The organism is Rhodococcus shunpengi (assembly GCF_048381395.1).
In the GTDB taxonomy this organism is placed as follows: Bacteria; Actinomycetota; Actinomycetes; order Mycobacteriales; family Mycobacteriaceae; genus Rhodococcus.
In genome coordinates, this window is the sequence record NZ_JBLWIU010000036.1 from 559,256 (window position 1) to 584,687 (window position 25,432).

Genomic DNA, 25,432 nt, shown 5'->3' on the forward strand with positions numbered 1-25,432 from the left:
TGAACGCCGTTCACTCGATGCGGGGTGAACGGTGTTCACCCCGCAGGGTGGCAACGGAGATGGGGACATGGGACGAACGACACCGGCGTCGGGCACGACGATCACGACGCTGCTGAGCCTGGCGGGTCTCGTCGCGGCTCTGCAGACCACGCTGGTCATTCCGCTGCTTCCGGACTTCCCCGAGATCCTCGACGTCTCCGCCGGCGCCGCGACGTGGCTGGTGACCATCACGCTGCTGACCGGAGCGGTGGCGACCCCTATCGTCTCGCGGTCGGCCGACATGTTCGGCAAGCGCCGAATGATGGTGCTGTCGCTGGCGATGATGGTCGTGGGGTCGCTGATCGCCGCGCTCGGCGGGAGCTACATCGCCGTCCTCGTCGGCCGTGCGCTGCAGGGCTTCTCCTCGGCGCTCATCCCGGTGGCCATGGCCGTGCTGCGCGACCTGCTGCCACGGGAGAAGGTCGCGGGCGCAGTGGCACTGACCAGCGCCACGATGGGCATCGGAGGCGCCCTGGGTCTACCGGCAGCGGGCATTCTCTACGACACCCTGGGGTGGGCCTCGGTCTTCTACGTCTCGGCGGCTGCCGGTGTGCTCCTGCTGGTCGGCATCCTCGTCACGGTTCCGGCGGGCGCCTCGGGCACCCGGGGCCGCTTCGACCTCGTCGGCGCGGTGCTGTTGTCGCTCGCACTCGTGGCGCTGCTGCTCGGGATCTCGAAGGGACCGGTCTGGGGATGGTCGAGTCCGCAGACCCTCGTGAGCCTCGGGGCGGCCGCCGTCGTCCTCGCGATCTGGGTCCCGTACGAACTGCGCGTTCCCGTCCCCATGGTGGATCTGCGCGTCTCGTCGCGTCGGCCTGTTCTGCTCACCAACATCGCCGGACTCTTCGTCGGCTTCGCGGCGTATGCGAACACCCTCTCCACGACGCAGCAACTGCAACTTCCGGAGATCACCGGCTTCGGATTCGGTCTCAGTGCGGCGACCGCGGGTCTGTGCATGGTTCCGGGTGGACTCACGATGCTCGTCGTCTCCCCGCTGTCGGCCCGCATGACCGCACGATTCGGCGGCCGCACCACTCTCCTGGCCGCGGGACTGCTCATGACCGTGGCCTACGGATTCCGCATGATCTTCGACGACACCGTCGCACTCATCGTCATCGGTAGCGTCCTCGTCAGCATCGGCAACGCGATGGCCTTCGCGACCATGCCGGCGCTGATCATGGCGGTCGTCCCGCTCACGGAGACCGCAGCGGCCAACGGCGTCAACAGCCTGCTCCGTACGATCGGATCGTCGGGCATGAGCGCGGTGGTCGCGGCACTGGTCGCCGGGCTCACCATGGAGGCGGCCGGAACGGTCTTCCCGGCCCACAGTGCCTTCGTGGCGATGTTCGGGATCGCCGGCGCCGCGACGTTCTCCGCTAGCCTGGCAGCCATGTTCCTTCCGAGGCACCGACCGTCGACGACGCGCGTCGCGGGCGCATCCGTGGAGGCGAAGGCCTAGGTGACCGAGCGAACCACCCGCGACGTCATCCTCGACGCCGCACGGCCGCTGTTCGCCGAGCGCGGCTTCAACGGCACCACGATCAGGGACGTCGCCGAAGCGGCCGGTGTCTCACCGGCTCTCGTGATGAAACTGACCGGCAGCAAGGCCGAACTCTTCCAGGCGGCCGCCCCGGACTCGCCCGGACTCGCCGAGGCCACCCGTCACGACGAGCCGGTCGGGTACCGGATGGTGCGTGCGGTCGTCGAACGACGGGATTCGGACGATTACGACTTCTGGGCGATGGCACCCTTCCTGATCCGTGAGGCAGCGGATCCTGCTGTGGTCCGCGCGCGGACGAACGAGCGGGTCGTCGCCCGGATCGCGGCACTGATCGGGGACGAATCCGCGGGGCTGGTGCGCTCGCAGATGGTCGTCACCCTCCTGCTGGGACTGGCGGGCAGCCTGAGGACGTTCGAGTTGCTGCCGCCCGACGAGATGCCCAGCGAGACCCTGATCGAGACCTACGGCCGGCTCGTCCAGTCGGTCGTCGACGATCCCGAACTCTGACCGTCCACCGATCGTTTCGTCCACACCGCACCGGTCGGTGTCACGGAGGTACCCGCAGCACCGACGATGAGCAGGCACTTCATGTCGATACCCGCCGGATCCAGCTTCTCGAGCGTCGTGACCTCGAGCGACTCACCGGACCGTCCCACATCGCGCCCGATCACGACGACGGTGTCGGCCGGACGATGCCTCAGCAGAACCGTTTTCGCATCCGCGACCTGCGTCGTCCGAGACCGCGACGCCGGGTTGTAGATGCCCAGGACGAGATCGGCCTCGGACACCGCGGCCAACCGCTTCTCGATCACGTCCCACGGCTTGAGGCGATCGGACAGGCTCATCACCGCGAAGTCGCCGCCGATCGGGGCGCCGGCACGCGCCGCGACGGCCTGCACCGCGGAGACGCCCGGCAGGACGCGGATCGGCACCGATGCGTACTTCTCGTCCTGGGCGGCCTCGAACACCGCGGACGCCATCCCGAACACCCCGGCGTCGCCACCGGAGACCACCGCGACCTTCTCGCCCGCCAGCGCGAGGTCGAGAGCGAATCGCGCGCGGTCGACCTCGACGGTGTTGCCACTCGAATGACGGTGCAGGCCGGGACGTACCGGGACGCGATCGACATACGGTCCGTATCCGACGACGTGATCGACCTGCGCGAGTGCGTCGGCGGCCTCGGCGGTCAGCCACTTCTCGTCCGCGGGACCCAACCCGACGACGAACAGTTCGTTCGCCTCCGGATGTGTCACCTCGGTCGCTACGGAGGGCCGTGATCGGTCGGCGACGGCGCGATTCCTCGGCGAGCGGTCACCGGCCGTGAGGATCACCGAGAAGTACGGCACCGCGTCGGCGTCGACCTCGGTGACCGGCAGGATGCGTTGCCGATCCATCGACGCGCGTTCGACATAGACGGCGTCGTCGAGGCGACCGGACTGGGCGAGAGCTTCCCGGACGGCGGGAAACGTCCTGCCCAACTTCATGATCGCCGCGCCGTCGGTGTCGGCGAGCCGCCGTGCGAGTTCCGGGGCGGGCAACGTGCCGGGCAGGATGGTGAGGACATCGGTGCGGCGCACCATCGGTTCGGCGGCCGCAGCAGATGCGGCGGACACCGACGTCACCCCCGGCACCACTTCCGTCGGGTATCGCGGAGCGAGGCGGTCGTGCAGGTACATGTACGAGCCGTAGAACAGGGGGTCGCCTTCGCAGAGCACGACGACGGTGCGTCCCGCGTCGAGGTGGACGGCCAGCCGGGCGGCGGACTCGTCGTAGAAATCGGCGATCGCACCGTCGTAGCCGCCCGGGTGATCGGTGGTGCCCGTCGTCACCGGGTACACGAGCAGTTCCTCGATCACCCCGTCCGGGATCAGGTCGGCGGCGATCGACCGGGCGATGGAGCGGCCGTGCGTGCCGGAATAGTAGGCGAGCACGTCGGCCTCGGCGATCAGCCGCGCGGCCTTGCGTGTGATGAGTTCGGGATCACCGGGACCGAGGCCCACGCCGTAGAACCTGCCTGGCATCGTGTCGCTCATTCCTTCTCCTGGGCAAGTGCATTGATCGCGGACGACGCCATCGCCGACCCGCCGCGGCGCCCCCGCACCACCAGATGGGGGATCTGCAGCGGATGGTCGAGCAGCGCCTCCTTCGACTCCGCGGCGCCGATGAACCCGACGGGAACACCGACGATCGCGGCCGGTCGCGGGGCGCCGTCGTCGAGCATCTCGAGCAGATGGAACAGGGCCGTCGGGGCATTGCCTATCGCGACGACGGAGCCTTCGAGGCGGTCGGCCCACAACGACACCGCCGCTGCGGAGCGGGTCGTGCCCCACCGCTCGGCGAGTTCGGGGACACGTGGGTCGGCGAGCAGGCACACCACGTCGTTGCCCGCGGGCAGGCGCGTACGGGTGACCCCGGAGGCCACCATGTTCGCGTCGGTGAGGATCGGAGCACCTGCGTTCAGAGCAGTGCGGGCGGACGGAACAAGATCGGAGTGGATCACGAGATCTCGTGCCAGATCGGTCTGCCCGCTTGCATGGATCATCCGGACCGCGACCTTCTCCGCACTCGCAGGAATCGCGGACAGCTCCGACTCGGCGCGGATCGTCGCGAACGACCGGACGTAGATCTCGGCGCCGTCGGTGACGTAGTCGTACCGACGCGGGGGAGGTCGAAGGGTCACGGGGTGCTCCTGGCGAAAACGAGGCGGTGAGGCGAGTGCGGTGCGCCGCAGGCGCGTTCGCATCCGGCGACGTGAATTCGGGAATCGGTGGTATCTCCGGCGACGATCCGGCGAGCCAGCGCTCGGGTGTCACCTCCGGCGAGGCTACACCCGGGCGCTCCCGTGCACGCGGTCACCCGCTGCCACGGTGAATCGGGGATCGTCTCGAAGCCGGTCTCGCGCAGCGCGACGAGATTCGATCCGGACGGAAGTATCAGGCCGCGCCAGGGCGTGACGACCACACCGCTATCGGGCAATGCAGCGACCATGGTGGGGGTGAGAATCCCCAGCGGCACCATCACCGACACCGCGTCGCCGATCGTGCCGTACGGCATGGTGAAGGCCGGTGGCCGCGGAGCGGAAACGGTACCGCCGAGTTCCGCTCCCGCACGCGGAAGTTGACGCACGTGCCATACCGACTCGCGAATCTCGACGAAGCGGCGGGCCCGGCGCAGGAGCGTCTCCGGGACCTGCGTGAGCCGTACCGTAGGGCCGGCGAGTCCACCCACGACGATCCGCGCGGTCCCGTCGTCGAGCGCGACGGCGGTGAGATCGCACCGCAGCGCCGCGACGTCGCCACGGCCGTCGTCGAGGCCGAACAGGAACCGGCCGGGCAGATCGGCGAGGACCGGATCGGCGCACAGTCCGGCGTCGAGTTCGCGGGCGAGAGGCCGGACGTCGGTGAGTCCACCGGCGAGTCCCGACAGCGGCGAGGCGACGATGTTCCGCACCCGTTCGTGGCTCGCCGACGGCAGCAGTCCGGCCGCCGTGACGACTTCGGCCAGTCCGGCGGGGACGGCACCGCACTCGTCGAGTCCGATGCCTCTGAGCTGCAGGTTTCCCCGTGACGTCAGGTGCACGTCGCCATCGGCGTAGGCGATGGCCGCGTCCGACAGTGCTCGGAGCGCCCCGTCGGGTACCTGCCCTCCGGGCACGCGAAGCCGCACCAGCGCGCCGTCCGCCGCGACATGCGGGCGAAGGATTCCGGGGCACCGATCGGGAGGGCGAGAAGGTGGCAGAGCATCCACGGACGCACATGGTTGCACACCTTTCCGGACAGGTGCGCTACTCTCGGTTTGCCGTGGTGCTCGGGAAGCCGGTGGGAAACCGGCGCGGCCCTCGCCACTGTGAGCGGATAGTTGCTCGCCCTCGTCCGTACCGGTCCGCCGGTTCGGAGGCCACTGGAGGAATCCGGGAAGGTCGGTGGAGCAGCGACGACCCGTCAGCCAGGAGACCGGCCACGGCACGTGAGGTCCACGAGGGTTTTGGAGACTGAACATGGCTGTACGCCTGTGTTTTCGGGTTGCGTCGTGACGCGCCTGACTTTGTTGTCGACGTCCGACACCGACCTGCTGTCGGCGCGGTCGAGCGGTGCCGACTGGGTGCTCGGCAACCCGTCGCGCCTCGACGTGTCCACCGAACTGCCCGCTCTGCTCGACGGATCCGACCTGGTCGTGGTGCGGATCCTGGGTTCCGCCCGCAGCTGGCGATCGGGGCTCGACACCGTGCTCGCCGCGGGTGTCCCGGTGATCGTCCTCGGCGGCGAACAGACCCCGGACGCCGAGCTCATGGAGCATTCGACGGTGCCGATCGGCATTGCTGCCGAAGCGCATCGCTATCTCGCACACGGCGGCCCGGCCAATCTCGGGCAGCTCCACGCCTTTCTGAACGACACCGTGTTGCTCGGTGGTGACGGTTTCGAACCGCCCGCCGAGCTGCCCGAATGGGGTGTGCTCGACCGTCCCGAATCGTCCGGCGGCGCGCGGTTGCCGCGCGTCGGCGTGTTGTTCTACCGAGCCCACCACACCAGCGGAAACGTCCAGTTCGCACACGACCTCGCCGACGCGATCGACGCGACCGGCACGGCTCGTGGCGTGGTGATCCACTGCGCGTCGCTGCGCGGTGCGCCCGACGACCTGCTCGCCGAACTCGGTACCCTCGACGCGCTGGTCGTGACGGTGCTGGCGGCCGGTGGCACCCGACCCGCCACCGTGAGCGCGGGAGGTGAGGACGAGGCGTGGGACGTCGGAGCGCTCGCCGCGCTCGACATCCCGATCCTGCAGGCCCTGTGCCTGACGTGGAGTCGCGACGACTGGGCGGAATCGGACGACGGTGTGTCACCGCTCGATTCGGCCACGCAGATCGCCGTCCCCGAATTCGACGGGCGCATCATCACGGTGCCGTTCTCGTTCAAGGAACTCGACGCCGACGGCCTGCCTCGCTACGTCACCGACCCGGAACGGTGTCGACGCGTCGCCGGTATCGCGGTGGCGCACGCACGATTACGGCATGTACCTCCGGCGCAGCGCCGGATCGCAGTCATGTTGTCCGCCTATCCGACCAAGCATTCCCGTGTCGGCAATGCCGTCGGCCTCGACACGCCGGTGTCGGCGATCCGGATGCTGCGCGCGCTGCGCGATGCCGGATACGACCTGGGAGACGGCTTCCCCGGCATGGACGTCGAGGACGACACCGAGGCCGGAAACGCCCTCATCCACGCCCTGATCGATGCCGGCGGGCAGGACGAGGAATGGCTCACCGCCGAGCAACTCGCCGGAAATCCGGTGCGGGTGAGCACCTCCGACTACCTTCGGTGGACCGACGGTCTACCGGCCGAGCTCACCGACGCCATGATCGAAGCGTGGGGACCGGCACCGGGACGGTTGTTCGTCGACGGTGACGCCATCGTGCTGGCGACCCTGCAAGCCGGCAACGTGGTATTGATGATCCAGCCGCCCCGGGGATTCGGCGAGAATCCGGTGGCGATCTACCACGATCCCGACATGGCACCCTCGCACCACTATCTCGCCGCCTACAAGTGGGTCGAGCACGGCTTCGGTGCCGACGCCGTGGTGCATCTCGGCAAACACGGGTCGATGGAGTGGCTGCCGGGCAAGAATGCGGGTCTGTCCGCCGCCTGCGCGACCGACGCCGCGATCGGGAACCTGCCGTTGATCTACCCGTTCCTCGTCAACGATCCGGGCGAAGGGGCGCAGGCCAAACGCCGAGCGCACGCGACGATCGTCGACCACCTCATCCCGCCCATGGCGCGCGCCGAATCCTACGGCGACATCGCTCGTCTCGAACAGCTGCTCGACGAGTACTCGAACATCGCCGCGATGGATCCGGCGAAACTGCCCGCGATCCGGGCGCAGATCTGGACGCTCATCCAGGCGGCGAAGCTGGACCACGATCTCGGACTCGACGACCGCCCGCACGACGCCGAATTCGACGACTTCCTGTTGCACGTCGACGGGTGGTTGTGCGAGGTCAAGGACGCGCAGATCCGCGACGGCCTGCACGTCCTCGGCGACGCGCCGACCGGCGAGGCGCGAGTGAATCTCGTGTTGTCGATACTGCGGGCCGCGCAGGTGTGGGGCGGCAGGAGCAACGCCGTCCCGGGTCTGCGCACCGCACTCGGGCTGAAGTCCGATGCTCCGTCGAAGGAGGTCGATGCCGTCGAGAGCGTCGCGCGGTCGCTCGTGCAGGCCATGGAGGACGACGGTTGGCACGCCGGGTCATCTGCACGCATCGTCGAAACCGTGCTCGGCCATCCTGATTCCGAGGTCGTGAGGGTGCTCACCTTCGCTGCCGACGAAGTGGTTCCCCGCCTCGCGGGCACGAGGGCCGAACTCGACGCGGTGCTGCACGCACTCGATGGTGGATACGTCCCGGCCGGTCCGTCCGGCTCGCCCTTGCGCGGCCTGGTCAACGTGCTGCCGACCGGGCGCAACTTCTACACCGTCGACCCGAAAGCCGTCCCGAGCCGGCTCGCCTACGACACCGGTGTCGCGTTGGCGGACAATCTGATCGGGCGGTATCTCGCCGACACGGGGGAGTACCCGCAGTCGGTCGGCCTGTCGGTGTGGGGGACCTCGGCGATGCGCACCGCCGGCGACGACATCGCCGAAGTGCTCGCACTCATCGGTGTGCGGCCGGAATGGGACGCCGAGTCGCGTCGGGTGCGCGAACTGACCGTGATCCCGCTCGAGGAACTCGGCCGGCCCCGCATCGACGTCACGGTCCGGATCTCCGGCTTCTTCCGGGACGCGTTCCCACACGTCATCGGGATGCTCGACGACGCGATCCGCATGGTCGCCGCCCTCGACGAACCCGACGAGCAGAACTACGTGCGAGCCCACGCTCGGCGGGACGAAGCCGAACACGGCGACGCCGACCGTGCGGTACGGCGCATCTTCGGATCGAAGCCCGGCTCGTACGGTGCCGGCATCCTGCAACTCATCGACTCCGGCAACTGGCGCACCGACGCCGATCTCGCCGAGGTCTACACGGCCTGGGGCGGATTCGCCTACGGGCGTGGGCTGCACGGTGTTCCGGCCGCCGACGACATGCGTGCGAACTACCGACGGATCGCGGTGGCGGCGAAGAACACCGACACCCGCGAACACGACATCGCCGACTCCGACGACTACTTCCAGTACCACGGCGGCATGGTCGCGACGGTGCGGGCGCTGACGGGCACCGACCCGAAGGCGTACATCGGCGATTCCACCACCCCCGATGCGGTGCGCACCCGCTCACTGGCGGAGGAGACCGCACGGGTCTTCCGCGCTCGGGTCGTCAACCCGCGGTGGATCGGTGCGATGCGCCGGCACGGCTACAAGGGCGCATTCGAACTCGCCGCGACCGTCGACTACCTGTTCGGCTACGACGCCACCGCCGGTGTGGTCGAGGACTGGATGTACGAGTCGCTCGCACAGAACTATGCGCTCGACCCGGAGAACCAGCAGTTCCTCCGCGAAGCGAATCCGTGGGCGCTGCGCGGGATCGTCGAACGGCTCACCGAGGCGGCCGATCGCGGGCTGTGGTCCGAACCGGATCCCGAGACGATGAACAGACTGCAGCAGTCCTATCTCGACGTCGAGGGCGATCTCGAGGACCGGGGGTGAGGGTTCGGCTCATCGGGATCGGCCCCGGGGGACCGGACGATCTCACGGTGGCGGCGGTGCGCGCCCTCGAGAGCGTCGACGTCTTCCTCGTGCCCGACAAGAAGCGGGGCGTGGACGATCTCGTGGCGGTCCGCGAAGAGATCCTGCGCCGTCACACTTCCGGCTCCTATCGGATGGTCGTGGTGCCCGACCCGCCCCGCGACCGGAACCCGGAGCGCTACGGAGACGAGGTGCGCGACTGGCACGCCGCCCGCGCCGAGGCATACGAGACCGTTCTGCTCGAACAGGTTCCGGAGGACGAGACGGTCGGCTTCCTGGTCTGGGGGGATCCGAGCCTGTACGACAGCACGATCCGCGTCGTCGAACGCATCCTCGAACGCGGGAGGGTGTGGTTCGACTACGACGTCGTTCCCGGTATCAGCAGCGTGCAACTGCTCGCGGCCCGACATCGTCTCGTGCTCAACACCATCGGCGGGCCGATCACCGTGACGACCGGTCGTCGGTTGCTTCGGGATGTCGCAGCGGGTGCGTCGAACATCGTGGTGATGCTCGACGGCGGCCTTGCCTGCGCCGACCTCGACGGGACGTGGAGCGTGTGGTGGGGTGCGAATCTGGGAACCGACGACGAAGAACTCGTCGCGGGCAAGCTTGCCGAGGTGCTTCCCGCGATCCGTGAGGCCCGTGTCCGGGCCAAGCAGGCCCGCGGCTGGGTGATGGACACCTATTTACTGCGGCGAGGGTGAGTTCCATTCGTCCGGAACCGTTCCCCGCGCATACCAGGCGCGGGCGTCGAGCGAGAACGGTCCGGACGGAAGAGCAGCCCGGCAGGCATCACGCACTGCGACGCGGTGCCTTTCGGACATCGAGACCAGGTGCCGACCGGCCGGTCCCACACCGAACGTGAAGGGTTCCCAGAAGTCGGAGAAATCGGCGTAATCGGCGCGCGCGGACAGGGCGCCGCCGACCACCTCGTGCAGACCCGCCCGCCGAAACCGGTCGGCGATGTCGCCTTCGCTGGTACCGGGCAGTGTCCTCTCACCCGGAGTGCCGGGCTCGACCGTTCCCACTGCGGTCCAGAAGACGCGGAGCATCGTCATCCCGCCGGCCGTGGTGTCCCACATGCACGCGGCGACGGTGCCGCCCGGACGGGTCACCCGCACCATCTCCCGCACACCCAGTTCGGGATCGTTCATGAATCCGAGAACCAACGATGCCAGGGTGACGTCGAACGTTCCGTCCGGCCACGGCAGGTTCTCGGCCACCCCGACGCGGACGTCGATCTCCGGTGCGATCTGCCGGCACGCCGCCGCGAACTGGGGAGCGGGATCGATCGCTGCGACGTTCGCTGCACCGACCCGGGCGACCAGTTCACGGGTGAGCCCACCCGGTCCGCATCCCACGTCGCAGACCCGATGCCCGCCCCTCACCCCACCCGCGTCCGCCAGGGCGGGCGCGAGCGTCGCTGCGTAGCGGCCCATGAAGCGGTTGTACTGTTCGGCCGGTCCGGCGAACTGCATGTACTCAACCTATCGGCCCGATCGGTGGCCTCGTGGCCGTTCACATCGTCCGGATCGGGTCACTTCTCGTCGTCGTCCGAACGCTCGACCACCTCGGGGGCGTTCTCCCGGGTCGCCATACCGCCGTTGCGACCGTGATCGACCGGACCCGGCGGGTCCTTGCGCACCTCGTCGTCCTTCTTCTTCGACGTCGTCACTTCTACCTCCGTACGCTGGGCCGACTCGTGTCCGGGCGGATACCCGCAGACGTGCACGCGCACACTTCGGGTGGCGTCGGGTCGCCGGACCGGATTGACTGGACCCAACGACACGAGGAGGCAGCATGCAGATCCGTGACAGGATTTTCGTCGTCACCGGTGGAGGCAACGGGATCGGACGCGACGTCGTCCTCGAACTCCTCGTGCGTGGGGCGCGGGTCGCGGCGGTCGACCTCCGCGCCGAGGCTCTCGACGGCACCCGTGCCCTGGCGGTCGCGTACGACGACCGTCTGACCACCCACACGGTCGACGTTTCCGATCGCGCCGCCGTCGAAGCCCTGGTGGGCGAGGTGACCGCAGCACACGGGCGGGTCGACGGGGTCGCCAACGTCGCCGGCATCATCCAGAAGTTCGTCCCGTTCGCAGACCTGCCGTACGACGAGATGAACAAGGTGCTCGACGTCAACTACTGGGGCGTCGTCCATATGTGCAAGGCGTTCCTCCCCGAGCTGCTGAGCCGTCCCGAGGCGAGCCTGCTCAACGTGTCGAGCATGGGTGCCTTCGTGCCGGTGCCGGGCCAGTCGGTCTACGGCGCGAGCAAGGCGGCGGTCAAGCTGCTCACCGAGGGCCTGTACGCCGAACTGCGCACGACGAAGGTCGCGGTGACGCTGGTGTTCCCCGGCGCCGTCCGCACCGGCATCGCCGAGAACTCCGGTGCCGCGATCCCGGGACGCAACACCGATGCCTCCTTCAGGATCACCTCGTCCGCCGAGGCCGCACACAGGATCGCCGACGCGATCGAGAAGGGCACCTTCCGGGTGTGCATCGGCAAGGACGCGATGATGCTCGACCTGCTCGCCCGGCTCGTGCCGCGTCGCAGCATCGAGTTCCTGGCGAAGAAGATGGGCTCGCTCGTCGAGCGCTGACCTACCGTCGACCGGTCCGCAGCGGATGCGGCCGGGGCGGGACGTCCGTGGGCGACCGGCTCAGCACGATCGGCAACCACTGCGACGTCATCACGATCATCACCAGCCATTCGGCGATCAACGCCACGGTCGGATGATGCGGAGCGTTCGTGATCATCCCCGCCTGCGACCAGTACGCCAACAGCCCGAAGAACGACGACAGCCCCGAGCCGAGCATCGCGAGCGACGCCAGCTTCCACCGTCGCAGCCACAATGCCAGCGTCGAGATCACCACCCCGAACACCAGGGCCAGGACCGCGAAGATCCGCAGCGGCACCGCTACGGGCGCGGTGTCGCCGAACCAACTGCCGAAGACCGTCCACGACCATGCCGACGACGTCTGTGGAAGCAACATGCACACCGTCAGGACGACGACGCAGATCGCCAGGACCCGTCCGCGGCGACCGGCGTCGAACTCCCCGGCGACCTTCTTCTCGATCCGGGCGAAGTCGTTCCGATAGGCCGACAGGTCTGCGCTCGTACCGTCCGCGCTCATGCCTCGACCTCTCCGTTCCGACACATGGGTGGCCATTATGCGCCGGAGGTCGATGTGACCTCGCTCATGTCGTCCACCTGCAATGATGCTCCGACATCCCCCGGGACCGGTGCCGGTGTGGCGCCGCGGTGCACCGGGTACCGCCCCTTACGAACCCGATCGATGGAGGGCGAGAATGCCGGACCAGGACCAGTACCGCATGCAGCACCCGGGGGAGCAGCACCCGGTTCCACCGCTCGAGGAGCAACCGGAGATCGCCTACCCCGGCGCGACCGCCGATCTGCTCTCCGCCCCGGACCACGGTGAGGCGACGTACCGGGGGAGCGGACGACTCGAAGGTCGTCGCGCCCTGATCACCGGCGGTGATTCCGGTATCGGACGGGCGGTCGCGGTCGCCTTCGCGCGGGAGGGCGCCGACGTCGTCCTGGCCTATCTCGATGAGGAGGACGAGGACGGCAAGCGGACCGCCGAACTCGTCGAACAGGCGGGACGCCGCGCGGTGCGCATGCCCGGCGACCTCCGAGTGGAGGAGTTCTGCCGGCGATTGATCGACACGACGGTGTCCGAACTCGGCGGCATCGACATCCTCGTCAACAACGCTGCCTATCAGCACCTCGAGCCCGGCGGCATCGGCGACATCTCCACCGAGCAGTTCGACCGCGTGATGAAGACGAACCTCTACGCCCTGTTCTGGCTGTCGAAGTACGCGGTCGCCGCGATGGCGCCGGGTTCGACGATCGTCAACACCACCTCGATCCAGGCGGTGAGCCCGTCGCCGGGTCTGCTCGACTACGCAACCACGAAGGCCGGCATCGTCGACTTCACCAAGGGCCTCGCCTCCGACGTGGCGGGCAAGGGCATCCGCGTCAATGCGGTTGCACCCGGCCCGATCTGGACGCCCCTCATTCCCGCGACCATGCCGAAGGACGCGTACGAGCAGTTCGGCAAGGACACCCCGCTCGGTCGCCCCGGCCAACCCGCCGAACTCGCCCCGGCCTACGTCTTCCTCGCCTCCCAGGAGTCGAGCTACATCACCGGGGAGACCATCGCCGTCACCGGCGGGGTCCCGTTCACCTGAGGATCAGAGCGCGAAATGGTCATCGGAGCGCGTAACAACGCGTACCGATGACCATTTCGCGCTCCGGAGTTCACGAGGACTGCATGTCGAGCAGTTCCGACACCGTCAGGAAACGGTAGCCTTCGGCGCGCATGCGACGACGAGGGTTCTTCGGCCGGATGTCATTCGGACAGGGTGCCTCATCCGGTGTCGATGGGTGGCGGACGCCCGGTTGCGCGGTTCCGGGACCGACGCCGGGTCTTGTACTGTTCGTAGCGACGTAGGGAACAACGGTGCGAATCCGTGGCTGTCCCGCAACTGTCACCGAGGAGTGATCCCCCAACAGCATGGTCACGGCCCACACGGGTTGGAAGGCCGGGGGCGAGCGTCGATCCGGGAGCCAGGACACCTGCGTCGCCGAAGCAGGACCCACGAGGATGGACATGAACAATTCGATATTCACCGCCCGTACGAGGCGGTATTCGGTGGTGCGCGTCGGCGTCGCATTGATGGCGGCGGCGCTGACCGTGTCGGGATGCTCGTCGAACGACGAACAATCGACTCCGCCCGAGCCGGACACAGCCGCGTCGGCGTACCCGCTCACCATCGAGAACTGCGGCAGGACGCTCACCGTCGACGCGCCACCACAGCGGGCGGTGTCCCTGAATCAGGGATCTACCGAGATTCTGCTGTCGCTCGGTCTCGCCGACCGCATGGTCGGCACCGCGACCTGGACCGATCCCGTTCGGGAGAACCTCGCCGACGAGAACGCGAAGGTTCCGCGTCTGGCCGACAACAAGCCGTCCTTCGAGGTCGTGCTCGACACGGAACCGGATTTCGTCTCGGCGTCCTTCGGCGGCACACTCGGCGCCGGTGGGGTCGCCGAACCTTCACAGTTCGAACAACTCGGGGTGCCTGCCTACCTCTCGCCCACCGATTGCGACGGCAAGGACGACAACAGCGTCAACGCCGACGGCAACCGCACCGAACCGCTGACCATGGACGCGGTGTACAAGGAGATCCGCGACCTCGCCGCGATCTTCGACGTGCGTGAGCGCGGTGAGGAATTCGTCGCCGAACTCGAACAGCGATACGGCAGCGTGTCGGGGCAGGTGAACGCGGCCGGCGTGTCGCTCGCCTACTGGTTCGCCGACATCGAGACGCCCTATGTGGCGGGTTGCTGCGGGTCGTCGGGAATCATCACCGATTCGGTTGGAGCGAAGAACGTCTTCGACGACACCACCAACGAGTGGCCCCAGGTGAGCTGGGAATCGATTCTCGACCGCAACCCGACCGCACTCGTGCTGGCCGACCTGAGTCGCCGGAGCGTCACCGGGGACGCTCTGGACAGCAAGATCGAGTTCCTGGAATCGAATCCGGTCACCCAGCGCCTGAGCGCGGTGCAGAACCGGCGGTACATCGTGGTCAACGGCGCCGACCTGAATCCGTCCATCCGCACGGTCGACGGCATCGAGAAGGTCGCCGACGCCCTGCGCGAGTGGAATCTCGACAGCTGATGGTGACGTCCACTGCCCGGCGACCCTCGAAGGGGCGCCGGACTCCGGTGGCCGGTGTCGTGGTGGTCGCGGGGCTGATCGTTCTCGCACTGTCGATCGCCGTGACCGTCACGATCGGCCCGGCGGAGTTGTCCGTCGTCGACGTGTACGCGGTGATCTTCGACCGTCTCGGCTTGGCCGACAGTTCCGTCACCGCGATTCGGGAAGGGATCGTGTGGGAACTGCGTCTCCCGCGCACCTTGCTCGCCGCGGTGTGCGGTGCCGGACTTGCGGTGTGTGGCGTGATCATGCAGTCGTTGTTACGTAATCCGTTGGCGGATCCCTTCGTGCTCGGCATCTCCTCGGGCGCCTCGACCGGCGCGGTGATGATCGCAGTGCTGGGCATCGGCGGGGGTGCCGTGTCGTTGTCGGGCGGAGCCTTTCTCGGGGCACTCGTCTCCTTCGCACTCGTGCTGCTGCTGGCGACCGGGGCAGGGGGCGGGACCTCCCGTGTGGTGCTGGCCGGAGTGGCAGGAACACAACTGTTCTCGGCGCTGACATCGTTCATCGTCATCTCCTCCGCCGACGCGGAACGCACTCGGGGAGTGCTGTTCTGGCTACTCGGTTCCCTGAGCGGAGCAACCTGGACCGACGTCGCGCTCTGCGGAGCGGTCTGCGCCGCCGGAATCGTGGTGTGCCTGGTGAAGGCGTCGTCGCTGGACGCCTTCACATTCGGTTCGTCGACCGCCGCGACCCTCGGGATCGCGGTCGGACGTACCCGTCTGCTGTTCCTCATGGTGACGGCGTTGATCACCGCCGTCCTGGTCAGTGCAGCAGGGGCGATCGGGTTCGTCGGGCTGGTGCTGCCCCATGCGGCCCGTTTCCTGGTCGGTCCACGCCACAGTCGTCTCGTTCCGGTCACCGCCGTCGTCGGGGCGGTCTTCATGGTGTGGGTCGATGCGGTCGCCCGCACCGTCTTCGCACCGCAAGAGGTTCCCGTCGGTGTGGTGACCGCACTGATCGGCGTGCCGGCCTTCGCGCTGATCCTCTTCCGTACGAGGAGTACTCCGTGACACTGTCCGCAAAGTCGCTGCGGTGGAGCCGCGGCGGACATCTCGTCGTCGACGACGTGACGATCGCTCCCGTGCCCGGGGAGACGATCGGACTTCTCGGACCGAACGGGTCGGGCAAGTCGTCGTTGCTCCGCCTGCTGGCCGGAGTCGATCGTCCGGACTCGGGTGCGGTGACGCTCGATGGCACCGATATCCACAGCCTCGGCCGTCGAACACTGGCTTGCCGCGTCGCGATGGTCGGGCAGCACGCCCACACCGAGGTCGACATCCGGGTACGGGATGTCGTGCGGCTGGGAAGAATTCCGCACGCCGACGTTCTCGGCCGTGACGACGGCGGGGACGCCGCCATCGCACATGCGCTCGAGGTGACCGGAATGACCGAACACGCCGACCGGTTGTGGCGAGCGATGTCGGGTGGTGAACGTCAGCGCGCACAGATCGCCCGAGCTCTGGCGCAGGAACCCGAAGAACTGTTGCTCGACGAACCGACCAACCACCTCGACATCCAACACCAGCTCGACATCCTCGAACGGGTCGTAGCGTTGCCGGTGACGACCTACGTCGCGCTGCACGATCTCAATCTCGCGGCGATGTTCTGTGATCGAGTGGTGGTGCTCGAGAAGGGGCGGGTCGTTGCTCACGGCGCTCCGGCCGAGGCGCTGACGGAACAGATGATCCAACAGGTATACGGAGTGCGTGCCGCGGTCTCCTACGAAGGGGGGACACCCGTCATCCGTTACCACCGGATTCGCGCCTCGTCCTACACGTAGCAGGATTGCCGTGTGACATGGTCACGAGTGACGGAAGCCCTTGCCGGTGCGGTCCCGCGAATCGGGTTCCAGCCCCAGAAATTCCGCGCGGATGCGGTCCCACGCCTCGAGGTGTTCCCAGACCGGTTCCTCGGTCAGCTGCTGGGTGTTGGTGAGGAACGGGGTGGGCAGCATGATCGTGAGCATCTGCTCGTCCCGCCCGTTGAACATGCGCAGACCCCAGGAGGTGACGGTGTCGTCCTTGCCGATCCTGCGATACAGCTCTGCTCGGCCACAGCGGCGGATCCGGCCCAGTTCGGGACCGCTCGCGGTGTGTTCGCCGATGCACAGATGGAAATGCCACCGGCCGAAATCGACGGTGACGTACCCGTCGTACATCCCGATCTTCTTCGGCGCGTTCGGGGCCGCGACCTCCAGTGCCGAGCCCTCGATGAGCAGGCCGAACCACATGTCGTCCCAGTAGTTTTCGAACAGCAACGTCACCAGCCGCAGCAGGCTGTCCTCGTCGGTGGGCAACGGCCAGCGCTGTTCACGCCCACCGTCCTCGGTGGTGATGATCTCGGGATCGAACACGACGGTCACGGAATCTCCTTCGGTATGTGTCGGGGTGGCGCGGGGAAGACGCAGTCGCTGCACACACCGCCGGACGGTGTCCGGTAGTACAAGCAACAACTGCGCCGGCGACCGGTGGATCGGTCGATGGTGTGAACGAGTCGCGGATCCTGCAGCAGTGCGTCGACGAGCGGCCGGGCTTCGTCGCCGATGACTCGTCGGGCACCGATCAGTGCGGAGGCGGTGTTGCCCCACAGAGCGCCCGGCGCCACAACATCACGCCACGCATCGATCAGCGGTTCGATCTGGGTGTCGAGAACTTCCGCTGCAGGGTCGCTTCCGAATTCGGGGGTGACGATGTGCAACTGCAGACCGGAATCGTCGCGCCACAGCAACTTGTCGGGGTCGAGCCGAACGCAGCGACCGGAGGTGGTGACGGTACCGACCGCGACCGACCACAGTCGCGCGACGAAACCGAAGAACAATGTGGACGCCGCGACCCGCGGCTCTGCGGTGTTCATGCGTTCCGACATCGCACGGACCAGCGCATCGCGAGTCGCGGCATCTCGTAGTTCGGAGGTCGGGCGCCAGCCCGCGTCCGCCGGTCCGGTACCGACACGGAAGTACGGGCTCCACGCGGTGATTCGCTCGAGCACCCCGCGCGCGCCGGATACTGCTGGGTCAGACACTGCTGTCCTCCGGTTTCAGATCGAACACCATCGTGCGCGAATCGAACCGCATCCGCCCCCGATCGAATGCCGCCCCGATCCGTCCGGACTCGGCCAGCGCCGCCGGCGTATCGCACGTCAAGGTCCGGTCGGTGCCCAGCAGCCACATCCTGTCGGCTACGCGCAAGGCGAGTTCGAGTTCGTGCGTGGACATCACCACAGCCAGATTCTGTTCACGAGCGAGACGGCCGAGGACGTCCACCAGTTCGACCCGCGACGGAACGTCGAGGAAGGAGGTGGGTTCGTCCAGGACGAGCAGCGACGGATCCTGAGCCAGGGCACGGGCGGTGAGAGAACGTTGCCGTTGCCCATCGGACAGTTCGGAGAACTGCCGGGATGCGAGGCGGGTCGCGCCGACCGCCCCGAGCGCCTGGTCCACCGCGGCCAGATCTTCGGGGGACAGCCGTGCACTGGCGGGCAGGTGCGGTGTGCGGCCGAGCGCGACCAGTTCGCGCACCGTGAGCAGGCCGGGGTCGATGCGCTCGGTGAGCACCACCGAGATGCGGGTGGCGAGGTCGGCGGGCTTCACCGTCGCCACGTCCTCATCGTCGATGAGCACCCGACCGCGCAGCGCCGGTTGCAGCCCGCACAACGTCCGGAGCAACGTCGACTTTCCTGCACCGTTCGGCCCGACGAGGGCGGTGAGTTCGCCGCGTCGGGCCACTGCCGAGAGACCGGACGCCACCTCGGTGACCGTTCCGCGTCGCAGTGCCCGACGCCGGGTGTAACCGATCGTGAGGTCGTGCAGTTCCACACCCGGGGTCACAGTGCTATTCGGGGTCACAGTGCTGCTCCCCGTGCTATTCGGGGTCACAGTGCTGCTCCCAGTGCTCCGCGTCGGCTGCGGATGAGAACGGCGATCACGACGGGAGCGCCGACGATGGCGGTGACGGCGTTGAGGGGGAACACCGTGTCGGTACCGGGCATCTGGCTCACGATCCCGCAGACGAGGGCGAGTACGGCTCCGAGCAACGCGACACCGGGAAGCAGTATGCGATGGTCCGAGGTGCCGAAGGCCATGCGGGCCAGATGCGGGACGATCAATCCGAGAAATCCGATCGGGCCGCAGAACGCGGTGGTGGCCCCGGCCAGGAGAGCGGCCGACACCACGGTGGTGAGGCGGACGACGCGAATATCGATGCCCATGGACCGGGCGTAGCCCTCACCGAGCAGCAGCGCATTGAGCGCGCGCACGGTGAGCAGTGCGACGGCGATCCCGCCGAGCACGACAGGGACGAGCAACTTCAGATCCGACCACGTCGTGGCCGTGAAGCTCCCGAGTCCCCACACCAGGAACTGCTGGCTGCGCTGCGGGTCCGAATACACCAGCAGTACCGAGACGACGGCTGTGGTCGCCGATCCGAGCATCACTCCGATGAGCAACAGGGTCACGGCCGACCGCACCCACCGCGACAGCAATACGATCAGCAGGAGAACCGCAGCCGCCCCCAGCGCTGCGGCGAGCACCACACCCGCACGCCCGAGACCCGCCAGGCCTGCGGTGAAGCCACTCGCTCCGCCGCCGCCGATCACCACGACGATCGCCACGCCGAGACTCGCGCCGGAACTGGCACCGAGGATGAACGGGTCCGCCAGAGCGTTCCGGAACAGCGTCTGCATCTGCAGACCCGCGATCCCCAGCGCCGCCCCGACCGCGATCGCGGTGATCGTTCGCGGTAGCCGCAGGTCACGAACCACCATGCTCCAGCGCGGATCCGATGCTTCCTGGCCGAACAGGACCCGGAGGGTCTCGCCGAGCGGCACCGTCACCGAACCCAGTGTCACCGACAGAATCGTTGCCGCCGCCAGTCCCACGATCAGCGCCGTGAACACGAGCGAGACCCGTCCGGTCCCCGGCGGCGAATCGGGCGCGGACTCGGTCGCGGCAGGGGACGCCCCGAGTACGGCGGTCATGCCGGTAGCTGCTGGTAGAACGTGAACTCGTGGTCGGGCAACAGGTCGGGATGCAGAATTGCCACGAGGTCCGAGAGGATCAGATCGGGTCGCAAGACGCCCCGCTCGTAGAAGTCGTTGCCCCCGTTGGGGCCGAGAGCCTTGTTCGCGTTCCATACCCGGCCGGTGCCGACAGCGGCCAGCGAGCGGTACCGTTCGTCGTCGGCGAGTGCGTCACCGATCGACGTCCAGTTGTTCACCACGAGCCAGGTCGGCGCATCGGATGCTTCGGCGACCACAGCCTCGAAGTCGAGGGGAAGCGAGCCGGCGGTGGTCACGTCCTGCCACGGCCACTGCGCACCGGCGTCGCTGAACAACCGGCCCATGAAGCTGCCGCCGGAGGACATGTACCACGTGCCCTGTGCCATCCCACCCAGCAGAACGGGAGCCGGTTCCACGTCGGAGGCTTTCGCCGCCACATCGAGATAACGGTTCCGGATATCGCCGTAGACCTGTGCCGCCTCTTTCTCCTTGCCGGTCAGCGCGGCCATCACCTTGATCCACTCTGCGCGTCCCAGCGGAGATGCCTCGAGCCACTCGGCATTGGCGACCACGCCGATTCCGGCCTCCCGCAGCTGGGCGTAGGCGGGATCGTCGGTGCCGCCGGTCATGAGAACGTCGGGTGCAGCGAGCACCACGGCTTCGGTGTCGATGTTGCCGCCCGCGGCATACTCGGCGACGGCGCCCGATTCGATGCGTTCGATCACGGCGGGGTCGGAGACATAGGAGCCGTTCGAGACGCCGCTGAGAACGTCGAGCGCATCGAGTTCGGTCACCAGTGGCAGGTGGGTGGTCGAACCGGAATACAAGCTCGTGATCGGCACCTGAATCTGCTGGGCCGCGGCCAGCTCGCCCGACAGCTCCGGAGCAGGTGCACCGCACTTGACCAGCACGTACGACTCCGGTGGTGCCGCGGAGAACGGTTCGTTCACGGTGAGAACCTGGTAGCTCTTCTCGTAGGTGATCGAGAAGTTCTCGGCGTCGACGATCTCGGACTTGTCGGGGAAATAGTCGACCGAGGGGTCGAAGTCGGTGATACACCCGTCCGAGGCGTCGTTCTCGGTATCGGATGCGGTCGTCGAACACCCGGCGAGCAGAAGACTCGCCGAGGTCAGCGCGACCAGGAGCTTCGGGAAGGCTGCGCGTACACGCATGGCGATTACGCCCTCTCTCGGGGAAGTCCGCCCCGGGCAAGGAGGTACGGCGACGGGAGTATCTGGCTCCCGGAGATCGCTCTCCGGTCACAGTGGCGGGACCGCGCCGGAATCGCACCGGCTTCCTCTGGCGTCGTCGTAATGACGGTGCCGAAATTAGCACACGCCGTGATACCAGTTCACGGTCGAGTGCGTACCCATCGCCGCTCCCGGGTGTCGAAAGCGGCGAGACCGAGACGCTCGAACTCGTCGAGCCACCCCCGCATCGGCCACCAGCCCCAACGTTGGTGGAACAGCGCGGCGTTGGTGAGGATGTCGTCGAGATGCTCGACCGGCGGGTTCGATACCGGGTGGTACTGGTGGAAGGCGTGGGCGCCGCCGACCCAGGCCATCGGCACTCCGGCGCGCGCGGCCTTCTGCCCGAAATCGGTGTCCTCGCCGCCGTATCCGCTGTAGGCGGTGCAGAACCCGCCGATGCGGTCCCACACGAGCGACCGGGCCGCGAACGACAGCGACCAGAACAATTCGTGCCTGTCGTCCAGCACGATCTCACCCGAGGAGGGGAAGGGACGTGCCGGATGCGGATCGATCGAGTCGCCCAACCGGTCGAGATCGTAGCCGCCGGTGTCCGGTTCGGACAGATAGGTGACCGGACCGTTGAGCAGCGCAGCCGGGTGCCGGCCGGCCGCCTCGGCATACCGTTCGATCAGGTCGGGAGCGGGGATGCAGTCGACGTCGAGGAAGACGAGCAGATCCGACGACGCTCTCCGCGCACCCAGATTCCGCGCCTCCCCGACCGGCAGTTTCGCGGAGTCGACGTCCATCTCCACCACCCGCGCAGACGATCCCGCAGCGGCGACCACCTCCGCGACCTCCGGATCGCCCATCGCGACGACGATGTGCTCGTCGGGTGTCCGGGTGCTGCGTGCGACGCCGTCCAGTTGCCGTCGCAGATGCGTGCCGCGACCCGCGGCGACGGTGACGACCGAGACCGTCATGACCTCTCCGCAAGTTCGTCCACAATCGACGCCGCGCGCCCCGCGGCACCGTCCACCTGCCAGCGTTTCCATTCGACGGGGTCGAGGCCGCGTGCTCGCTCGATCAGTTCGGGCCAGCGGTCCGGGTCGGGCCACCCGTCGAGACCCACCGCGAGTCCGGCCTTGTCCAGAGCCGTTGCGGTGGAGTGCTGTTCGTCGAACGGTCGGGGCTCGGCGATGACGACTGCCGGTCGCGCGGCGGCCGCGATGTCGGCGACGGTGTTCTGGCCCGCGTGCCCGATCACGACGTCGGCGCCGGTGAGGACGGGCCACGGATCGTCGATCCACGGGCCGCCCGCGACACCGAGACCCTCCCATTCGTATTGGGGAAAGCGCGACGAGAACCGGTGCAGGTCGTCGACGGTGATCGACGACCCGCCGCTGCCGCTCATGACGAGGACCTTCGGCTTCTCACCGGCCACAGGGGTGGGGGACGGGCGACCGTCGAAACGGCTGATGCCGCCGACGTACGAGGTTGGATACCGGCGCAGCCAGTGCGGGTCGTAGACCTCCTGCGACCACGGTGCGACGAGATGGTCGGCGACGCTGTAGGCCAACGTGTGCGCGGTGTCGGTGCGCTCGCCCGGCATCGCGAGCACCACCACGGGGATGCCGTACAACCGGGCGAGGAGCGTCACCTCCACCGACACGTCCACCACCATCAGGCTCGGGCGCGTCGCGGCGATCCACGATCCCAGTGCGTGCATGCGCTCGCGGAGACCGTCGTCGTGGGCGGGTACCCAATGGAGGACATCGTGGGCCGTCGGGTCCTGCGCGGTGTCGACGGCGAGGTCGTCGCGGGGGAGAAGCACCACGTCGTCGAAGGCGTCGGCGGCGGTGCCCAGCGGCACCGACGACAATGCTGTCACCGGCGTCCGCAGATGCGCGCAGATGCTGCTCGCACGGGTGCGGTGTCCGTGCCCGTGGTGATGGATGTAGTAGCCGATCATGCCGCTCCCGCGAGTTCCCGATACAGCGAGACGTACGCGTCGACCATCGTGCGTTCCGAACAGCGTTCCTCCGCGCGGGCCCGGGCGGAGGAACGGGACAGGCCGACCGCGCAGGGTATCGCCGCGGCCAGGCCGTCGATGTCGTCCGGCGCGACCAGGCATCCGCTGCTCTCGTCGACGACCTCCGGGATGCCGCCGCGCGCGAAGGCCACCACGGGTGTCCCGCACGCGAGGGACTCGGCGACGACGAGCCCGTACGGTTCGTCCCATTGCGGGGTGATGAGTGCTGCTGCCGAACGTCCCACCGCGGCAGCGAGATCCGGCTGGGAGAAATGACCGAGATAGATCACGTCGGGACCGAGGAACGGTTCGACGTGTTCCGCGAAGTACCTGCGGTTGCTGATCGGGCCCGCGATCCGCAGCCGGTAACCGGCTCGGCGCGCGGCCTCGATCGCGAGATGCGCGCCCTTCTCCGGTACGAGGCGGCCGAACCAGATCAGGTCCTCGCCGCCCGAACCGACCGGCCACGCTCCGAGATCGACACCGTTGGGCACGACCGCCACCGGACCGGGCGTGGCGTGTTCCCAGGCCGTCGCGGTGTGCCGGCTGACCGCGACGAACGTGCCCGGGCACCCACCCGGAGTCGCCATCGCCGACTCGAGCCACGGCGTCGGCGGCGTGTGCAGCGTGCAGAGCAACGGAGTGCGCAACATGCGGGCCATCGCGATCGGCAGGTAGTGCAGGCTGTGGTTGTGCACGACGTCGAAGGCATCGGCGGACGGTCCGGCGAGATCGAGCATCAGCGACAGGTAGGCGTGGTGGTCGCCGAGGAAGCCGTTCGCCGGGGGCATCGACACATCGCTGCGTGCGAGTTCGCTGGCCTCGAAGGACGGCACCTCGAAGAACGAGGCCGGAAGGTCCGGATCGGATCCCGGTGCGGCGAAGAGCGTCACCTCGTGGCCGTCCTTGCCGAGCGCGTGGGCGAGATGCCACACGTGTGCTTCGAGTCCGCCGGCGAAGGGCTGGCGGATCGGATACCGGTTCGACGCGATGAGCGCGATGCGCAACGGCGTCATGATCCGCTCCGGCCGCTCATCGCACGCAGGTAGATGTCACGATGGGCGCGGGCCAGCGCGCGACGCTCGTCCATACGTTGGGACCAGTCGGCTCGCGGAAGATCCCTGCTCTCGTACAGTTCTCGCACACACCGGTCGAGCGAGTCGGCGTCGAAGGTGTCCTCGTCGTAGGTGTACACACCGCACCGGCGTTGCTCACCGTAGAAGCCGCAACTCGGCGCGATCACGGCGGTGCCGAGGTCGAAACACGCCTCCAGCCAACCCGAATGGGTTCCGAAACGATAGGGCAGCACCGACACCGACAGATCCGAGAGGTACTGCCACAGTTCGTCGTCGGAGAAGTACGGATGCACGCGCACGTCCACCTGGGATTTCTCGCCGTACTGCAGGATGCGGGAACCGGCTTCCGGGTTGTACCAGTACGCATTGTCGGGATCGAAGATCTCGTCGTGCACGTCGATCTGCAACACCGCATCCGGAAGGGACCGTACGGTCTCGGCCAGGGTGTCGAGCACCGGGAACAGATCCATGTTCGCGCGCAGGCTCTTCGCGTGGACTCCCACGACGAACGGACTCTCGTCGCGCCGCGGCCGCTCGAGCCAGTGCTGTTCGACGACGTGCGGATGCGGCAGGACCGTCGCCTCCCGGCCCCAGCGCACTCGGATCCGCTCGGCTGCGCCCGGCGTGAGGGTGATCAGTTCGTCCGCGGCCGGAATCAGCACGTCGAGTTGCTTGTGGTGCTCACCGGGGTGGGATGGTGCGGGTTCCGCAGGTCGTGCACCGTGTACACGAGAGGCTTGTCGTGCGCGGCGAGTTCGGCGACGACGTCCTGCAGCTGCTCCGCGCCGATCGCGTCGAATCCGAAATGGATGTGGAAGACGTCGAATTCCTCGTGGTGGTCGCTCACCCAGCCCGGCTCGAGCATCAACGGCGGCCACCAGCCACCGGGAACCTTGCGGCCGTCGGCGGGAACCGGATCCGTCAACCGGATCACGTCGTCGCCCTCCGGGCAGGCGAGGTGCCGGACGTAGACGTGCGACGCAGGTACCGACGCGACTCGAATCACCACAGCCGACCCTCTTCTCCCTCGTGCGACATTCGCCGTACACACCGAAAGGCCGGGAACGCCGTCCCCGGCCATCGTCCGGTGCCCTGCGGCTACCCCTACGGGACGGTCTTCACACGTCCCTGCCCGACTCGTCCGGTCTTCACTAGGGTGGCGGTAGGCAACGATCATCGAGC

23 protein-coding genes, 1 pseudogene and 3 riboswitches are annotated in these 25,432 nt (G+C 67.9%); of the genes and pseudogenes, 9 read left to right on the forward strand and 15 right to left on the reverse strand.

Translation table 11 applies throughout. The features are described from left to right. Positions 1-67: 67 nt before the first annotated feature. Both ACNJ7K_RS26565 and ACNJ7K_RS26570 read left to right on the forward strand, forming a co-directional pair. A complete protein-coding gene (locus ACNJ7K_RS26565) occupies positions 68-1,498 on the forward strand; it encodes an MFS transporter (RefSeq protein ID WP_159417643.1) in 1,431 nt (476 codons plus the stop codon). After that, entirely contained in the window at positions 1,499-2,047 is a 549-nt protein-coding gene (locus tag ACNJ7K_RS26570; RefSeq protein ID WP_016691519.1) for a TetR/AcrR family transcriptional regulator, read from the forward strand. Here the strand turns inward: ACNJ7K_RS26570 and ACNJ7K_RS26575 are convergent. The 3 genes from ACNJ7K_RS26575 to ACNJ7K_RS26585 are packed head-to-tail and all read right to left on the reverse strand — an operon-like array spanning position 2,002 to position 5,305. Beyond that, positions 2,002-3,573 carry a precorrin-2 C(20)-methyltransferase gene (locus ACNJ7K_RS26575; RefSeq protein WP_016691520.1) on the reverse strand — a complete coding sequence of 524 codons (1,572 nt, stop codon included), beginning with the start codon at positions 3,571-3,573 and terminating at the stop codon, positions 2,002-2,004. The two genes, ACNJ7K_RS26570 and ACNJ7K_RS26575, sit on opposite strands and share 46 nt — an antisense overlap. Continuing rightward, positions 3,570-4,220 (reverse strand): precorrin-8X methylmutase, encoded by a 651-nt coding sequence (locus ACNJ7K_RS26580; RefSeq protein ID WP_016691521.1) that lies wholly within the window; start codon positions 4,218-4,220, stop codon positions 3,570-3,572. Before ACNJ7K_RS26580 ends, ACNJ7K_RS26575 begins: the two co-directional genes overlap by 4 nt. Beyond that, positions 4,217-5,305, reverse strand: a complete 1,089-nt coding sequence (locus ACNJ7K_RS26585) for a cobalamin biosynthesis protein CobG (RefSeq protein ID WP_487042550.1) — start codon at positions 5,303-5,305, stop codon at positions 4,217-4,219. The genes ACNJ7K_RS26580 and ACNJ7K_RS26585 overlap by 4 nt, the downstream gene beginning before the upstream one ends. 19 nt (positions 5,306-5,324) lie before the next feature. Continuing rightward, positions 5,325-5,516: riboswitch (cobalamin riboswitch) on the forward strand. Positions 5,517-5,569: 53 nt separating this feature from the next. Here ACNJ7K_RS26585 and cobN point away from each other — a divergent pair. Both cobN and cobF read left to right on the forward strand, forming a co-directional pair. Beyond that, positions 5,570-9,169 (forward strand): cobaltochelatase subunit CobN, encoded by a 3,600-nt coding sequence (gene cobN / locus ACNJ7K_RS26590; RefSeq protein ID WP_016691523.1) that lies wholly within the window; start codon positions 5,570-5,572, stop codon positions 9,167-9,169. Further along, positions 9,166-9,912 carry a precorrin-6A synthase (deacetylating) gene (cobF, locus tag ACNJ7K_RS26595; RefSeq protein WP_487042551.1) on the forward strand — a complete coding sequence of 249 codons (747 nt, stop codon included), beginning with the start codon at positions 9,166-9,168 and terminating at the stop codon, positions 9,910-9,912. The genes cobN and cobF overlap by 4 nt, the downstream gene beginning before the upstream one ends. Here cobF and ACNJ7K_RS26600 read toward each other — a convergent pair. Further along, positions 9,895-10,686, reverse strand: coding sequence for a class I SAM-dependent methyltransferase (locus ACNJ7K_RS26600; protein ID WP_230791420.1), 792 nt, complete (start codon positions 10,684-10,686; stop codon positions 9,895-9,897). The genes cobF and ACNJ7K_RS26600 overlap by 18 nt on opposite strands. A 59-nt stretch (positions 10,687-10,745) precedes the next feature. Then, positions 10,746-10,883 carry a hypothetical protein gene (locus ACNJ7K_RS26605; RefSeq protein WP_016691526.1) on the reverse strand — a complete coding sequence of 46 codons (138 nt, stop codon included), beginning with the start codon at positions 10,881-10,883 and terminating at the stop codon, positions 10,746-10,748. Positions 10,884-11,008: 125 nt separating this feature from the next. Between ACNJ7K_RS26605 and ACNJ7K_RS26610 the strand changes: the two genes are divergently transcribed. After that, entirely contained in the window at positions 11,009-11,809 is an 801-nt protein-coding gene (locus ACNJ7K_RS26610; RefSeq protein WP_487042552.1) for an SDR family NAD(P)-dependent oxidoreductase, read from the forward strand. 1 nt (position 11,810) lies between these two features. Here ACNJ7K_RS26610 and ACNJ7K_RS26615 read toward each other — a convergent pair whose 3' ends face one another. Next, positions 11,811-12,344, reverse strand: coding sequence for an Rv2732c family membrane protein (locus tag ACNJ7K_RS26615; protein WP_016691528.1), 534 nt, complete (start codon positions 12,342-12,344; stop codon positions 11,811-11,813). Between the two features lie 175 nt (positions 12,345-12,519). Between ACNJ7K_RS26615 and ACNJ7K_RS26620 the strand changes: the two genes are divergently transcribed. The 4 genes from ACNJ7K_RS26620 (at position 12,520) to ACNJ7K_RS26635 (ending at position 16,740) form a co-directional block, all read left to right on the forward strand. Beyond that, entirely contained in the window at positions 12,520-13,422 is a 903-nt protein-coding gene (locus ACNJ7K_RS26620; RefSeq protein WP_194699416.1) for an SDR family oxidoreductase, read from the forward strand. Between the two features lie 228 nt (positions 13,423-13,650). Next, a riboswitch (cobalamin riboswitch) is annotated at positions 13,651-13,832 on the forward strand. A 78-nt stretch (positions 13,833-13,910) separates the two neighbouring features. Next, the gene (locus tag ACNJ7K_RS26625) at positions 13,911-14,918 is read left to right on the forward strand and encodes an ABC transporter substrate-binding protein (protein ID WP_487042583.1); all 1,008 of its coding nucleotides are present in this window, start codon (positions 13,911-13,913) and stop codon (positions 14,916-14,918) included. Next, complete coding sequence (locus ACNJ7K_RS26630; protein ID WP_487042553.1) at positions 14,918-15,970, forward strand: FecCD family ABC transporter permease; 1,053 nt, start codon at positions 14,918-14,920, stop codon at positions 15,968-15,970. Before ACNJ7K_RS26625 ends, ACNJ7K_RS26630 begins: the two co-directional genes overlap by 1 nt. Continuing rightward, a complete protein-coding gene (locus ACNJ7K_RS26635) occupies positions 15,967-16,740 on the forward strand; it encodes an ABC transporter ATP-binding protein (protein ID WP_106201382.1) in 774 nt (257 codons plus the stop codon). Before ACNJ7K_RS26630 ends, ACNJ7K_RS26635 begins: the two co-directional genes overlap by 4 nt. 21 nt (positions 16,741-16,761) lie before the next feature. Here ACNJ7K_RS26635 and ACNJ7K_RS26640 read toward each other — a convergent pair whose 3' ends face one another. The 9 genes and pseudogenes from ACNJ7K_RS26640 to ACNJ7K_RS26680 all read right to left on the reverse strand — a co-directional run bounded on the left by ACNJ7K_RS26640 (position 16,762) and on the right by ACNJ7K_RS26680 (position 25,256). Beyond that, on the reverse strand, positions 16,762-17,322 hold the full coding sequence (locus ACNJ7K_RS26640; protein ID WP_487042554.1) for a DUF7676 family protein: 561 nt from the start codon (positions 17,320-17,322) through the stop codon (positions 16,762-16,764). Beyond that, positions 17,319-17,981 carry a (2Fe-2S)-binding protein gene (locus tag ACNJ7K_RS26645; protein WP_487042555.1) on the reverse strand — a complete coding sequence of 221 codons (663 nt, stop codon included), beginning with the start codon at positions 17,979-17,981 and terminating at the stop codon, positions 17,319-17,321. Before ACNJ7K_RS26645 ends, ACNJ7K_RS26640 begins: the two co-directional genes overlap by 4 nt. Beyond that, the gene (locus ACNJ7K_RS26650; RefSeq protein ID WP_487042556.1) at positions 17,974-18,804 is read right to left on the reverse strand and encodes an ABC transporter ATP-binding protein; all 831 of its coding nucleotides are present in this window, start codon (positions 18,802-18,804) and stop codon (positions 17,974-17,976) included. The genes ACNJ7K_RS26645 and ACNJ7K_RS26650 overlap by 8 nt, the downstream gene beginning before the upstream one ends. A gap of 26 nt (positions 18,805-18,830) precedes the next feature. Next, positions 18,831-19,934, reverse strand: coding sequence for a FecCD family ABC transporter permease (locus ACNJ7K_RS26655; protein ID WP_145692373.1), 1,104 nt, complete (start codon positions 19,932-19,934; stop codon positions 18,831-18,833). Then, a complete protein-coding gene (locus ACNJ7K_RS26660; RefSeq protein ID WP_145692374.1) occupies positions 19,931-21,127 on the reverse strand; it encodes an ABC transporter substrate-binding protein in 1,197 nt (398 codons plus the stop codon). The genes ACNJ7K_RS26655 and ACNJ7K_RS26660 overlap by 4 nt, the downstream gene beginning before the upstream one ends. Positions 21,128-21,167: 40 nt before the next feature. Beyond that, a riboswitch (cobalamin riboswitch) is annotated at positions 21,168-21,288 on the reverse strand. A gap of 18 nt (positions 21,289-21,306) precedes the next feature. After that, the gene (locus tag ACNJ7K_RS26665) at positions 21,307-22,125 is read right to left on the reverse strand and encodes a glycosyltransferase family 2 protein (RefSeq protein ID WP_487042557.1); all 819 of its coding nucleotides are present in this window, start codon (positions 22,123-22,125) and stop codon (positions 21,307-21,309) included. Further along, positions 22,122-23,114, reverse strand: coding sequence for a glycosyltransferase (locus ACNJ7K_RS26670; RefSeq protein ID WP_487042558.1), 993 nt, complete (start codon positions 23,112-23,114; stop codon positions 22,122-22,124). Before ACNJ7K_RS26670 ends, ACNJ7K_RS26665 begins: the two co-directional genes overlap by 4 nt. Continuing rightward, complete coding sequence (locus ACNJ7K_RS26675) at positions 23,111-24,190, reverse strand: glycosyltransferase (protein ID WP_487042559.1); 1,080 nt, start codon at positions 24,188-24,190, stop codon at positions 23,111-23,113. The genes ACNJ7K_RS26670 and ACNJ7K_RS26675 overlap by 4 nt, the downstream gene beginning before the upstream one ends. Continuing rightward, positions 24,187-25,256, reverse strand: a pseudogene (locus ACNJ7K_RS26680) (glycosyltransferase family protein). The gene ACNJ7K_RS26675 and the pseudogene ACNJ7K_RS26680 overlap by 4 nt, the downstream one beginning before the upstream one ends. Positions 25,257-25,432: the final 176 nt, after the last annotated feature.